The organism is Sorangium sp. So ce281 (genome assembly GCF_051527395.1).
Classification (GTDB): Bacteria; Myxococcota_A; Polyangia; order Polyangiales; family Polyangiaceae; genus Sorangium; species Sorangium cellulosum_B.
Window position 1 is genome coordinate 7,000,167 of record NZ_CP150322.1, and the last position, 13,847, is coordinate 7,014,013.

At 72.6% G+C, this 13,847-nt stretch carries 8 protein-coding genes; 3 read left to right on the forward strand and 5 right to left on the reverse strand.

Annotated features, from left to right (window positions below):
- Window positions 1-99: 99 nt before the first annotated feature.
- The gene (locus WMF27_RS26470; RefSeq protein WP_437766095.1) at window positions 100-3,981 is read right to left on the reverse strand and encodes a protein kinase domain-containing protein; all 3,882 of its coding nucleotides are present in this window, start codon (window positions 3,979-3,981) and stop codon (window positions 100-102) included.
- 219 nt (window positions 3,982-4,200) lie between these two features.
- Here WMF27_RS26470 and WMF27_RS26475 point away from each other — a divergent pair, with 219 nt between their 5' ends.
- A complete protein-coding gene (locus WMF27_RS26475; RefSeq protein ID WP_437766094.1) occupies window positions 4,201-5,745 on the forward strand; it encodes a serine/threonine-protein kinase in 1,545 nt (514 codons plus the stop codon).
- Window positions 5,746-5,778: 33 nt separating this feature from the next.
- Here the strand turns inward: WMF27_RS26475 and WMF27_RS26480 are convergent, their stop codons facing one another.
- Window positions 5,779-6,846, reverse strand: coding sequence for a class I SAM-dependent methyltransferase (locus WMF27_RS26480; RefSeq protein ID WP_437766093.1), 1,068 nt, complete (start codon window positions 6,844-6,846; stop codon window positions 5,779-5,781).
- A gap of 197 nt (window positions 6,847-7,043) precedes the next feature.
- Here WMF27_RS26480 and cysS point away from each other — a divergent pair, with 197 nt between their 5' ends.
- The gene (gene cysS / locus WMF27_RS26485) at window positions 7,044-8,582 is read left to right on the forward strand and encodes a cysteine--tRNA ligase (protein WP_437766092.1); all 1,539 of its coding nucleotides are present in this window, start codon (window positions 7,044-7,046) and stop codon (window positions 8,580-8,582) included.
- 647 nt (window positions 8,583-9,229) lie between these two features.
- On the forward strand, window positions 9,230-9,826 hold the full coding sequence (locus WMF27_RS26490) for a hypothetical protein (protein WP_437766091.1): 597 nt from the start codon (window positions 9,230-9,232) through the stop codon (window positions 9,824-9,826).
- Window positions 9,827-9,922: 96 nt separating this feature from the next.
- Here WMF27_RS26490 and WMF27_RS26495 read toward each other — a convergent pair whose 3' ends face one another.
- The 3 genes from WMF27_RS26495 to WMF27_RS26505 form a co-directional block, all read right to left on the reverse strand.
- Window positions 9,923-10,738 carry an arylamine N-acetyltransferase family protein gene (locus WMF27_RS26495; RefSeq protein WP_437766090.1) on the reverse strand — a complete coding sequence of 272 codons (816 nt, stop codon included), beginning with the start codon at window positions 10,736-10,738 and terminating at the stop codon, window positions 9,923-9,925.
- 101 nt (window positions 10,739-10,839) lie between these two features.
- Window positions 10,840-11,910 carry a type IV pilus twitching motility protein PilT gene (locus WMF27_RS26500; protein ID WP_437766089.1) on the reverse strand — a complete coding sequence of 357 codons (1,071 nt, stop codon included), beginning with the start codon at window positions 11,908-11,910 and terminating at the stop codon, window positions 10,840-10,842.
- 1 nt (window position 11,911) lies between these two features.
- Entirely contained in the window at window positions 11,912-13,756 is a 1,845-nt protein-coding gene (locus WMF27_RS26505) for a type IV pilus twitching motility protein PilT (RefSeq protein WP_437766088.1), read from the reverse strand.
- Window positions 13,757-13,847: the final 91 nt, after the last annotated feature.

Genomic DNA, 13,847 nt, shown 5'->3' on the forward strand with positions numbered 1-13,847 from the left:
GTAAAAGGATCGCGTGAAAGGATCGCGTGAAAGGGTCGCGTGAAAGTACGGACGTGCCCGAACACGACACGGAATAAACCCTATCGCGACAGGCTCCCATCAGTCCGGCACGGGTGGATGAGCGCCCGGCGCCCGCGTTCTCTCCGCCTCCGCCAGCACGCGCTCCAGCTCGACGAAGCGGGATAGCCAGAAGGGGCTCTCCCCGCGGTGCTCCCGCGCGCTCGCGAGCGCCTCCTCCGCCTCACGCACGTGTCCGCGACGGAGCGCCATGCGAGCACGCCAGTAAAGGAACATCAGCGTCTGCTCGGCGATCGACTGGTCTTTCACCAGGCGGATCGCTTCGCCCCACGCGAGAGACGACGGAGGCGCCGGCCGGAGCCCGACCTCCGAGAGCACGAGCTCGAGCAAGCCGTACTCCGTGAGGTCGCCCGGCTCGAGGGCGCAGGATCGCTGGATCCACTGCACGAGCTGGCCGGCCTGCTCGTACTCGTCGAGCGCGAGGTGGATCTGCGCGAGCAGCATCGCCGTCTGGGGCATCGGGCGCTCGGAGGCCTGCTCTTCCAGCCACCGGGCGCGCCGCAGGAGCGCGAGCGCCTCGCGCTGCCTGTCGCTCCAGTGGAGCAGCACGGCGACGTTGTACGACGCCATCTTCTCCAGCCACGGATTGCCGATCTCGCGCGCGAGATCGACGGCGCGGCGCAGGTCGCCGACCGCGCCCGGCAGCGACCACCGCCAGGCCCACAGCGCGATGCGGTTGATGTACGCCCCGCAGAGGTGAAATCGATCGCCGGCCGCGGTGACCAGGGCGATCAGGTCGTCGGAGGCGCGCTCGGCCTCGTCCCGGCGACCCGCGCTCGCGAGCTGGAATGACAGCATGATCAGCGCAGAGACGCGCGCGTCGTAGTCGCCCGACGCCGCGGCGCGATCGGCGCACGCGGTGAGCTCCGCGATGGCCTCCTCGGTCCTCCCGCGCCGCCACGAGGTGCGGGCCTCGGCGACCCGGAGGCGCAGCGCGAGCTCGGGAGAGCCCTGCGCGCGCGCGTGCGTGTCGACCAGCGGCCGCGCCTCCTCCACCCGGCGCGCCGACGCCTCGAACTCGAAGGCCCAGTCGAGCACGGTCGCGTCCTCGAGCAGGAGGCCCGCCCTCGCCTGCGCATCGCCGAGCGCCTCGGCCAGCGCGAGCGCGTCGCCGAAATCGCCGCGCGCCTCCCGGACGCGGCACATCCGGTACCGGCTCCTGCCGCGGCCCGCGAGCGCGCGCGCGCGCCGGGGCGCGTCGCCCTGCTCGGCGATCTGGAGCGCGGCGTCGTAGCGCCGGTCCGCCTCGACGGCGTCGTGCCGCGCGGACGCGAGATCGCCGAGCGCGAGGTAGGCGTCGGCCGCCTCGGCGCGCTCGCCGCACGCGGCCGCGTGGCGCGCGAGCGCGCGGAGGTCGTCGGTCGAGCCGGCCGCCGCCTGCGCCCGCCAGTACGCGAGGGCGCTCCGGTGGATCGCGGCGCGGTGCGCCGGGTCGAGCATCTCGTAGACCGCCTCCTGGAGGACCGCGTTCTGGAACGCGTGCCGGTCGTCCACGCCGCCGCCGCCGCCGCGGCCCTCGCCGTCGCGCAGCAGGATCCGCCGCTCGACCAGGGCCGCGAGCCCGAAGCCCGCGTCGACCATCGCTCCGGCGCCGCCCGCGCGCTCCAGGCCGTCCAGCACCGCCTCGAGCTCGGCGCGATCGAACGACATGCCGAGCGCCGAGCAGACCCGGGCGCACGTCGCGAGCTCCGGCGGCAGATCGTCGAGCCTCTGCGCCGCGAGCCATTGCCACGCCGGCGCGGGCGGCAGCGCCTCGACCTCCGCGGTCGCCACGTAGGAGCCGCCGCCGGCGCGCCGGCGCACGACGCCCGCCCGCTTGAGCGACCGGACGATCTGCCGCAGGCAATCCGGGTTGCCCCCCGCCCAGCCGGCCAGCCGGCGGAGGATCTCCGCCGGCGGGTACTCGGCCGGCAAGAGCAGGCGAGAGGCGAGCTCCATCGCCGCCTCCTCCGCGAGGGGCGCGAGCGTCACGCGGGTGTGGCGCTGGTTGCGCTGGCCCCAGCTGGGACGGGCGTGCTCGAAGCGAGGGCGCGCGGTCACGACCACCCAGAGGGGGGTGCCCTCGCCGTCGAGCGTGGCGTACTCGAGCGCGTCGAGCAGGACGTCGTCCGCCTGGTCGGCGTCGTCGAGGATCACGGCGAGGGGGCCGCGGCGCGCCCCGCGGCGGAGCGCCTCGGCGAGCGCCAGCATCAGGCCGTTGCGGGCCTCCCCGTCCAGGCGCCCCCCGCGGGGCCCGGCCCAGCCGAGCGCCGCGGCGACGGCCTCCCACGTCGCGCCGCCGAGCGTCTCGCCGAGCCGCTCCACGCAGAACTGCCGCGGATCTCCGGGGCTCTCCCTCGGCGCGTCGAGCGCGACGCAGAGGAGCGCGCGCACGGCCTGCGCGGCGCCGCCGTGGATGGGGTGGAGCGCGCGCGCGGCCACCACGCGCACGTCCGGGACCGGAACGCCGGCGATGCTGGCCGCCTCGGCCGCGAGGCGCGTCTTGCCCAGACCGGCGTCGCCGATGAGCGTGAACAGGCCGGGGCACGTCCCGTCGAAGGCGTCGGTCGCGCTGGCCGCGAGCGCCGAGAGCACGTCGTCGCGGCCGAGCAGCGCCGGCTCGCGCAGGCTCTCCGGGTCGCCCGGCGGCGTGGGGGCGAGCTCGTCGTCGGGCAGCGCGCGCTCGAACTCCTCGGTCATCGCGAGCCCGCCCCAGGGCTCGGCCGGCAACCACGCCTCGGGGCGCTCGACCGGCGCCCCGTAGGCGGCGTGCAGCCCGCCGGCGATCCTGCGCAGGCGCACGCTGGCGAGGTGCAGCGCCACGCGCACGCCGCCGCTCAGCGCGAGATCGCGCGCCGCGGCCAGCGCTGCCCGGGCCGGGTCGTCGACGTCCCGCGCGGAGAACACGGCGAGGCAGCGCTGCCCCCGCTGCCGCGCGACGAACCCCCGGCGGCCGCCGATCGCCGCGATCACCGGCCCGGCGCCGCCCTCCGCGAAGAGCAGCGCGACCGGCTGCCGCCCCTCGGCGACGGCCGCCGCCGCGCCCTCGTCCTGCCGCTGCGATCGCGGCGCGGACGGAGGCGGGATCGAGTCGGCGCGAGGCCGCGCGCGCAAGGCGTGCAGGGTAAGCCGGAGCGCGGCGGCGCTGTCCGGGCGGCGGCTCGGGTCCTTGGCGAGGCAGGCGAGCGTCAGCGCCTCCAGCCCCTCGGGGACGTCCGCGAAATCGCTCGGGCGCGGCGGGCGCAGCGCCAGGTGGCCGTGCTCGACGGCCGTCTCGCCGCCGACGAACGGCGGGCGCAGGGTGAGCAGCTCGAACAGGATCACGCCGAACGCATAGATGTCCGCGCGCGCGTCGATCCGCGCGGCGTCGCCCCGGAGCTGCTCCGGAGCCATGTACTCCGGCGTCCCCACGATGTCGCCGGCGCGCGTCACGCCGGCGGACACCGCCGGCGGCTCGCCGCCTTCGGCGAGCCGCGCCAGACCGAAATCGAGCAGCGCCGCGCGCCCGATCGAGCCGAGGAGGAAGAGGTTCTCCGGCTTGAGATCGCGATGGATGACGCCGCGCGCGTGCGCCGCCTCGATCACGGCGAGGATCGCGTCCGCGCGCCCGGCGGCGAGCTCCGGATCGAGCGGCGCGCGCAGCGCCGCCAGCTCCTCGGCGAGGGTCTGGCCGGAGAGCCTCTCCATCACGAGATAGGGCCGCCCCCCGGGGAGCTCGCCGCAGGCGACCAGCTGCGGAGCGTGCGGCACGCCGACGCGCTCGAGCAGCGCGGCCTCCCGCCGGAACCGCTCGCGCAGGTTCCACGCCGCGTGCCTCCCTACCTTGATGGCGACCGGCGCTCCATCGCCGTCCTGCTGCGCGGCCCAGACGTCGGAGAAGCCGCCGTGACCGAGCGGCCCGAGCAGCGAGAAGCCCTCTATCATGGGCGCCGCGCGCTCCACGGTGTCGTGCTCGCCGGGCGGCGGCGTAAAACCATCTCTGACGCACCGAGCGTCAGCGGCGAGCCGCCCGTGACATACGGAGCAACGGTGCATGATTGGGCTCGATCTGCGGGCAGCCGAGGGTCGCGCAGGACGCGGGCGAAGCGTACTGTAATGCGCGAGCTCAGCAGTTGTCATGTAGGAAGTCAGCGGGTGTCACCCATGAAGAACCCCTGCCAAGACGATGAGCCGTCCCCCGTCGCGGCGCCGGCCGACGCCCCCGCGGGCGAGCCGCCGATCGGCGCGTCGCGGACATGGAATCAACGCGCGCTCGACGCACGCGATCGCGAGGGCGCGGGCGCCCCGCGCGCCGCGGCGCTGCGGGCAGGCGAGTACCTCCTCGACGGCGTCATCGCCGAGGGTGGGTTCGGCGTCGTCCACCGCGCGGTGCACGCGACGAGCAGGGCGCCGGCGGCGGTCAAGATCGTGCACGCCGACCTGATCTCGCGCGCCGACGTGGTGCTCCGCTTCCAGCGCGAGGTGGACGCGATCGGGCGGATCCGGCACCCGAACGTCGTGGAGATCCTCGACGTCGGGCGGCTCGACGACGGGCGGCCCTACTATGTGATGGAGCTCCTTCAGGGCAGGAGCCTCGAGCAGCACCTGTTCGCGCGCGGCCGGCTCCCGGCGGACGAGGCGCTCGCGATCCTCGATCCGCTCTGCAGCGCGCTCGCCGCGGTCCACGCGCTCGGGATCATCCACCGCGACGTGAAGCCCTCGAACGTGATCCTGTGCGAGCACGGCGGGGAGCTCAGGGTGGTGCTGCTCGACTTCGGCATCGCGAAGCTGCTCGGCGCGACGGATCTCTCGCTCACGTCGTCACGGCACGTCGTGGGGACCCCGGCGTTCATGTCGCCCGAGCAGCTCCTCAACCGGCCTGTCGACATGCGGACCGACGTCTACGCGCTCGGCGCGCTGCTTTACACGATGATCGCGGGATCCATGCCGTTCCAGGCGACCACGTACCCGGTGCTGCGCCACCTGCACCTGCACCAGGCGCCGCCCCGCCCGAGCCTGCACGCGCCGGTCGACCCGGCGTTCGACGATATCGTCGTGCGGGCCATGAGCAAGGATCCCGCGGGCCGCCACCCGGACGTCGCCGCGTTCCTGGGCGACGTGCGGGCCGCGACGGCGCGGATCGCGCGGACCGGCGCGGCGGAGGCGGGGCACATCCGGCGCCTCGCCATCGGGCTGCTCGTCGAGGTGCTCGCCGACAGCCCCGCGCTCGAGGCCCCCGCCGACGCCTTCCTGACCGAGCTCGAGGCCGTGGTCCCGGGCGCCGTGGCCGCGCTCGCGCCCTCGGGGTTCTCGCCGCTCGCGATCACGAGCACCAGCGCGCTGCTCGCGGCGCCCTTTCGGCGCGGCGAGCGCGGCACCGAAGAGGCGCGCCACCGCGCGATCGCGGCCGCCGTCGCGCTGCACACGCGGCTCGCCGGGCCGGGCCAGCGCGATCCTTCGATCCGCGTCCGCTTCTGCCTCCACGCCGGCGACGTGGTGCTCACCGAGGACGGCGCCCTGGTGGGCGGGAACCTCCTCGAGCTCTCCTCGTGCCTCCCGGAGACGGCGGAGTCGGGCGTGTACGCGTCGCCGGCGATGCTCGATGGCGTCGCCTTCTTGTCCCACCGGGTCCCGGGCGCCGCCGGCGCCACGATCCCGATGCGCCGCGTGTTCGTGCGGCCGCCGGGCCGCGCCGCGGCGCCCGCCTAGAGCGGGGCCGCGGGCGCCGGGCGCAGGATGGGGTCAGCGGGCGGGCTTGACGAACTTGAGGGCCATGCGGTCGCTCTCGCCGATCGCGGCGTAGTGCGCGCGGTCCTTGTCGCCGAGCCGGAAGCTCGGCGGCAAGGTCCACACCCCTTCCGGGTAGTCTTTCGTGTCCTTCGGATTCGCGTTGATCTCGGACTTGCCGCCGAGCTTGAAGCCCGCCGACTCGACCTTCTGGATCACCCACGCTTCCGGGAGGTATCCCTGCTTCGCGCTCTCATCGGGGTTGGCGTCGGGCTTCGCCCGGTGCGCCACGACACCGAAGACGCCGCCCGGCTTGAGCGCCTTGAACGCCTCGGCGACGTAGGCGTCGAACTTGCCGTTCCGGTGCCAGCCGTGCGCCTCGCGAATGGCGATGACGAGGTCGGCCTTGCCCTCGATCCCGAGCTTCGGGCTGTCGCGATCGATCACGACGACATCGACCTTGCCGAACAGCTCGGGCGACTTCTCGATCATGCGCTTCACACGCTTGCCATAGAGCGTGCTGCGCGAGTCCGCGGGGCCGTTCGGATCGAACGCCGTGATGATGAGCTTGCCCTTCTTCGCGAGCACCGGCGCGAGCAGCTCGGTGTACCAGCCCTCGCCGGCCCCGAGCTCGATGACCGTGCTCGTCTGCTTGAGGCCGAAGAACTCCAGGTTCTCGACCGGGTGCCGGGCGGCGTCGCGCTCGGCGTTGCCCGGGGTGCGGTGCTTCCCCTTGAGCGCCGCCCGCAGCGCGGCGCCCGCGCTCGGGTAATTGGCCGCGATGAGCGCCTTGACCTCGGCCTTGAGCGCGTCGTCGAACCGCGCCGCCTCCTTGTCGGCCTTGGCCTCCATGGCCTTCGTGTCCTCGGCGAGCTTGGCGAGCTCCGCCTGCTTCTTCTCGGCTTCCGGGTCCGCCTTGGGCGGCGCCGCCTCGGGCTGCGCGACCGGCGCGGCGGCCGGCGGCGCCTGCACGGGGGCCGGCGGCGGGGGCGGCGGGGCGCTCTCGACGGGCGGGGGGCTCCCCGCGCAGGCGGAGAGCGCGCCAGCGAGGACGAACAGCAAGGTCCTTGAAGTGATGTGCATGCGCGGTTGCGTAGACCGGACGGAGGACGGCCGCAAGACGTGGCGAGACGTGGCGAGACGTGGCGAGACGACGCTAAACGAGGCGAGACACCGCGAAACCACAGGGGAAACCGGCGAGGTTCCGCGTTGACCGGACGGCGGGGCCAGGGTAGCGTACGCGGTCCCGGGGGGTGCTCGCACACTCACGCAGGTGGCCGATGCCGCTCAAGGTTCATAACACGCTCACGAGGAAGAAGGAGCCTTTCGTCTCCGCCCGGCCGAAGGTCGTGCGTATCTACACGTGCGGTCTCACGGTCTACGCTCCGATGCACATCGGCCATGCGCGCACCTACTGCTTCTGGGACGTCTTCCGCCGCTACCTCGAGTACCGCGGCTATCACGTGCTGAGCATCATCAACTACACGGACATCGACGATCGCATCATGCAGCGCGCGAGCGAGCGCGAGGGCGCCGTCGACGTCGCCGAGCGGAACATCGCGGCGTTCCGGCGCGACTGCCGCAAGCTCCACATCAAGGACTACGCCGTCTACACGCGCGCCACCGACTTCGTCGACGAGCAGGTCGACATGGCGAAGCGCCTGATCGAGAAGGGCCACGCCTACACGGTCAACGGCGAGGTCTTCTACGAGGTCGGCACGTGGGCGTCCTACGGTGAGCTCTCGGGGCGCAAGGTCGACGAGCAGGAGGTCGGGGCGAGCGGCCGCGTCGAGGAGGACTTCGCCCGGAAGAGGCACCCGGCGGACTTCAGCCTCTGGAAGCCGACCGGCGCGGGCCAGCCGAGCTGGCGCACGGGCGAGGAGGGGTGGCCGACCGGACGCCCCGGCTGGCACATCGAGTGCTCGGCGATGAGCACGGCGCTCCTGGGCGACCATTTCGACGTCCACGGGGGCGGCATCGACAACATGTTCCCTCACCACGAGAACGAGATCGCGCAGAGCGAGCCGCTCTGCGGGCGGCCCTGGGTGCGCTACTGGCTGCACCCGGAGCACCTCGATCTCAAGGACATGAAGATGTCGAAGAGCCTCGGGAACGTCATCTCCGTCGAGGAGCTCCTGTCGAGGCACGGGCACGACGAGGCGCGGTGGTTCTTCGTGACGCAGCATTACCGTTGCAAGCTCCCGTTCGGCTGGGAGCTGCTGCAGCAGTCCGCCCAGGGCTATGCGCGCATCAAGAAGCTCGCGGTGATCCTCGCCGAAAAGCTGGGCGGCGCGACGGAGGCGCCCCTCGCCCCGGGCGCGTACGCGTCGCAGCGACCCGAGGAAGAGCGGTTCCCGAGGATGCGCCACCACTACGTTCACGGCCAGTTCGGGGAGCTCACCGAGCGGTTCATCGCGCGCTTCATCGAGGCGATGGACGACGATCTGAACACGCCGAACGCCGTGGCTGCATTTTTCGATTACGTGAGCGCGCTCTATTCGGCGGGGATCGAGCAGTGCGAGGACCGCCCCTCGCTGCTCGCGGCCTACCGGGCGATCGTGCGTCACCTCGCGGTGTTCGGGGTGGAGATCGCCGAGCCGGCGCTGTATCCGGAGCTCGTCCCGGACTACGCGCTCGCCCCTGCCGAGGGCGCGGCTGGGCGCGGGGGTGACGCGGCGATCGACCGGCTGATCGCGATGCGCCAGGCGGCTCGGAAGGCGAAGGACTTCGCCAAGGCGGACGCCATCCGCAACCTGCTGACCGAGGCAGGCGTCGTGCTCGAAGATACCCCCCACGGTCCCCGCTGGTCTTCGTCCTGAGGAGCTCTCCCGCTTCGGATACGGGCCCATCTCGACGTTTTCGGTGCTCGGCGTACCAGAGTACGCCTCCGCGCCGAAAACGCCGATCTGGGCCCGTCTCCTGTGCGGGAGAGCTCCGCTAACGGATGTATCAGGGCTCGGAGAACGAGCGGAGAGGATCGCGCGGCGGAAACTTGCCGGGGGCGGGGAGCGGCGCGGCGGAGGGGGCGGGCTGGAGACGGCTGCGGCCCGGGATTCGGCCACGGAAGCTGCGGCGGCGCCAAAGGGCGGCCCGCTCCAGCCGTCACGACACGGGATGTCCGCGGCCCGCCTCCTTCCAGGTCACGGTCCGCCTCCTAGTAGGCCGCGGCCACCTCCTTATAGAGAGATGTCGGCATAGCGCGACGGCGGCGCGGCGCGACGCATTGAGACGGCGGCGCGGCGCGGCATATAGAAGCGGCGCAATGGATGACCGCGAGACGGCGGAGCTGCGGTCGAGACGAAGTGCGACAAGCGTGCGGCTACGAGGAGGAACCTTGTTGTCCCCCTTTGCCGCGCGCCGCCGCGCACCATCTGGACGCGTCGAAAGCGTGCTTGTTTGATCTCGAGCACCCGCGTGGGGTCGCAAAATGGGTGTGCCAGATGTGCCAGTGTCGGAGTCCGCCGACATGCCCAGGCACGCTGGGTTCGACGAGCTGCGCGAGTTCGTCCTCTCGCCCCAGACGGGCTTCCTGCAGCCGGCGACCGTCAAGCTGACGCCGGATCTCGGGTTCGACGGGCCGCCCACGCTCGCTGACTTCGTGAACCAGAACGAGGCCGCGATCATCGCGGAGCAGCACACGGTGCCCGACACGTTCCAGGGGAGCCCGTTCCTCGGCGGATCGTCGTTCAACAACCTCACGGCCTGGACCGCTCCTGGCATCCTCAACAACGAGGCGCGACACAAGTTCTCGCTCAACACCTGCAACGGGTGCCACGGCAGCGCGGAGACCCGGACGGGGTTCCTGCACGTGAACCCCAGGTCGCCCGGGAACGAGGCGGCGCTGTCGGGTTTCATGAGGGGGATCACGGTCAGTGACCCGGTGAGCGGTGAGCTGCGCACCCTGAACGATCTGAAGCGCCGGAACCAGGATCTGGCGGCGCTGGTCTGCGAGCCTGCCCCGACATTCGCGGCGCTCAGGGCCGCGAACGCCGGCGGCGCGGCGGCCGGCGCGGCCGCGAGCCGCTCGGCGTTCATCCGTCGCGGCATCGGGCGCGTCCACTGATCCGGTAGCGCCCCGGCGCGAGGGGCGGCGGGCGCGGCCGGCGAGCCGCGCCCGCCCGGCCTCCCGCGCAGGCCCCGAGGAGGACGCGCCGTCCCTTCAGCTGTCGAGGCCCGCGCAGGAGAGCCGCGTCCCGGCCGGGAGCTCCAGCCCGAAGCGCTCTCTCAGGACGTCGAGGAGCGCGTCGTCGCGCAGCAAGACGCGCTCGACGCCGTCCGCCCGCCAACTCCCCAGCTCGCGGTTGCGCAGCGTCACCCGCCCCTCCGGCGACGGCAGCGCCACGATGAGGTTGTTCACGAACAGCGAGCTCGGGTGCGTGGACGTGTAGTGATTCGCCACCTCGTAGTCGATCGGGAGGTGCTCCTCGAGCGTGAACGCATAGATGTCTTGACACGCCTCGCCCCCCCTGGAGGCGAGCACCCATGACGAGCCCTCCCGGCGCAAGCCGATCACGTCGAGCACCCGCGCATGCCCCTCGCCCTCGACGAGCGGGAGCGGCTGCAAGAGCCCCGGACCGCCGAAGCCGACGTCCGCGATGAACGGCCCCTCGGGCAGCTCGACCAGCGACAGCATGTGAGTTCGAGGGCCCGTGTCGCTGCGCTGGAACCGCACCCGCGCGATGAGCGTCGTGAGCTTGAATCCGAGCCGGCGCAGCACCGCGGCGAACAGCGTGTTGTGCTCGAAGCAATAGCCGCCGCGGCGCGCCCTGACGAGCTTCGCCTGGACGCTGGCCAGGTCGAGGAGGATCGGCCGGCCGAGCAGGACGTCGAGGTTCTCGAATGGGATGGAGTAGACGTGCGCTGCGTGGAGCGCGTCGAGGACCTCCCGCGTGGCGGCGAGCGCGCCGCGGTAGCCGATGCGGGCGAGATACGCGTCGAGGTCGAGCGATGCGCTGTCCTGTGTCGAAGGTTGCATTGGATCGGTGCGGCGAGGATATGCGGCCCCTCGCTCGACCGTCAACGCGCCGGTCAGCACATGGACGGCGGTAGAGCACGTCTCCGCGGCTCGACGCTGCGTCACGCCCCCTGCGCGTCGGGGAAGAGCTTCTGGAAGCTGTCCTTGTCGATCGCCTTTTCCAGCGCCGCCTGGACCGAGATGGTGTCCTTCTTGACGAGCCGCTCCAGCGCCATGTCCATCGTCTGCATGCCGGCGGAGCGGCCCGCCTGCATCAGGTTCGTGATCTGGAACGTCTTGCCCTCGCGGATCATCGCGGAGAGCGCGCTCGATCCGACGAGGATCTCGTGCGCGGCGACGCGGGCCGCGCCGTCCTTCGTGCGGAGCAGCTGCTGGGCGATGATCGCGGCGAGGCTCTCGGCGAGCATGCCGCGGACCTGGAGCTGCTCGTCGGCGGGAAACGCGTTGATGATACGGTCGATCGTCGCGGCGGCGCTGTTCGTGTGGACGGTGCCGAAGACGAGGACACCGAAGCTCGCGAGCTGCAAGGCGAGCTTCATGGTCTCGTTGGTCCGGAGCTCGCCGATCAGGATCACGTCGGCGTCCTCGCGCCCCGCGCTGCGGATCGCGCTCGCGAAGCTGCCCGCGTCGGGGCCGACCTCGCGGTGCGTGATCTGGGCCTTGATGGGGCCGTGCACGAACTCGACCGGATCCTCGATCGTGAGGACATGGCAGGCGCGCGAGCGGTTGATGTGATCGATCATCGCCGCGAGCGTCGTGGACTTGCCGGAGCCGGTCGGCCCCGTGATCAAGATGAGCCCGCTCGTCCGCTCGGACAGCCGGCGGACGATCTCGGGGCAGCCGAGATCGTCGAGCGAGAGGATCTTGCTCGGGATGGTGCGGAAGACGGCCGCGAGCCCGGTGGTCTTGTAGAAGTAGTTCGCGCGGAAGCGGGCCCTGTCCGCGTAGGAATAGGCGAAGTCGAGATCGAGCTCGTCGACGATCCGCCGCGCCTCCTCGGGGGTCGTGATCTCGAAGAGGAGCGCCTCCATCTCGGCCGTGTCGAGGGGCGTGTCGCGCAGGGCGATGAGCTCGCCGCGGGCGCGCACGAGCGGCGGGTAGCCGATGCCGAGGTGCAGGTCGCTGCCCTTCCTGGAGAGCAGCTCGTCGAAGAGGCGGTCGATCCGGGCCACGTTACGCTCCCTTCTTTCCGAAGAGCGCGCCCGCGCGCTCGAAGAGGCCCTTGCCCGCCTCGATGGGCGCGGACTTGGACGCGTCGGGCGCGGGGGCGGGCGGCCTCCTGTCCGGCGTGAGCATGGGCTGCCGCCTGCCGGCGAGGACGGCCTCGAGCTCGTCGGGGGCCTCCGCCACCTTGAGCGCGGCCTCGAGCGTGGTCTTGCCGGCGCGGACGAGCTCGGCCAGCGAGTCGTCCAGGCGGATGATCCCGAGGCCCTTCCCCCGCTGCTGGAGGCTCGGTATCTGGAACGTCTTGGAGTCGCGGATGAGGTTCCAGAGCGGGACGGAGCCGGGCAGGACCTCGGCGGCGGCGACCATGCGCCTGCCGCCCTCGCTCGGCAGGAGCCGCTGGCTGACGATGAGCCGGAGGCCGCCCGCGAGGGTGACGCGCACCTGCTGCTGATCGCCGGGCGGGAAGAGGTCTATCAGCCGATCGATGGTCTTCGCCGCGCTCGGCGTGTTCATGGTGCCGAGGACGAGGTGGCCGGTCTCGCTCGCGGCCAGGGCCATGCGGACCGTCGCCGTGTCCCTGAGCTCGCCGACGACGATGACGTCGGGGTCCTCGCGCAGCGAGGCCTTGAGGGCGTTCTCGAAGGAGCGGGTGTGCGTGCCGACCTCGCGCTGGCTGATCATCGCCTTGCCGCGCGCATGGACGAACTCGACGGGATCCTCGACCGTGATGATGTGATGGCTGGTCTCGCGGTTCAGGATATCGACGATCGCGGTGAGCGTCGTGGTCTTGCCGTGGCCCGTCGGCCCGGTGATCACGATGAGGCCCTGGTGGTGGCGGGTGGCGAGCCCGATGGCGTCGGGCAGGCCGAGCGACGCGAGGCTCGGGATGGTGCGCGCTATCAGCCGGAACGAGCCCTTGTACCCCTGCCGGTGGCGCGAGATGTTCACCCGGAAGCGGCCGAGCGCGCCGAGCTCCAGGGCGAAATCGCAGGAGCCCTCGACCTCGAGCACCCGCGAGAGGCGCGCCGGGACGCGCGGCAGGAGGAGGGACTCGACGGCCGCCGGGTCGAGCGGCTCGCCGTGCGGCATCAGCTCGCCCGCCACGCGCAGGAGCGGCGGGCGGCCGGCGACGAGGTGCAGATCGCTCGCGCCCTGATCGCGCGCCATGGCGAGCAGCCCGTCGAGGGCGGCCGCCGGCACCTCGGCGGAGGAGGGCCGCGCGCGCCCGCCCGCGACCGCCGCGCGCGCGGCGGCGCGGGGCTCCGGGGACGGCGATGACGTGCGGGCGGCCGGCGCGGCGCGCTCGGCGGCCGGCGCGTCGTCGGCGCGCGCCTCGAAGCGGGCCACCGAGGGCCGGCTGGCGCGGGGCTCCGCAGGCGGCGGCGGAGAGCGGAGGTCGAGCGCGACCTCCGAGGAGCTCGTGCGCCTCGCGTCCTGCTCGCGCGGCGGTGGGCGCTGCACCTCCTCGGGCGCGAGGTGCTCCCGCATGGAGAGCTGCTGCGAGGGGCGCGCGGGAGGCGCGGCGGCCGCGGTCCCCGACGCGGCGGACGACTGCATCCGCGTCATGCGGGCGTGCACGAGGTCGCCCTGGCGCGCGGCGACGACGGAGATGGCGCCGATGCCCTCGATGCGGATGTGCCACTGCGACGGCTTCGCGCCGAGGGCCTCGATGTGGCGGCCGCCGCCGAGCGCGCTGAGGAGCATGAGGATGTCCTCCGTGGAGAGGGCGCCGGGATCGACGGCCTGGAAGGCGCCCGAGACCTTCACGCTGGGCATGCGCCCGGTGGCCACGGCGAACTCTGTCACCTCGGGGCGGTTCAGTTGCGAGAGCCAGGATCGAAGGGCGTTCATCGTCGTCGCTCGTCTCCGCAAGCCGACTCTATCAACGATGAGGCGCCGCGTTTCAAAATGTCGTGCGACGGCGGCGACATTCAGCCGCGGC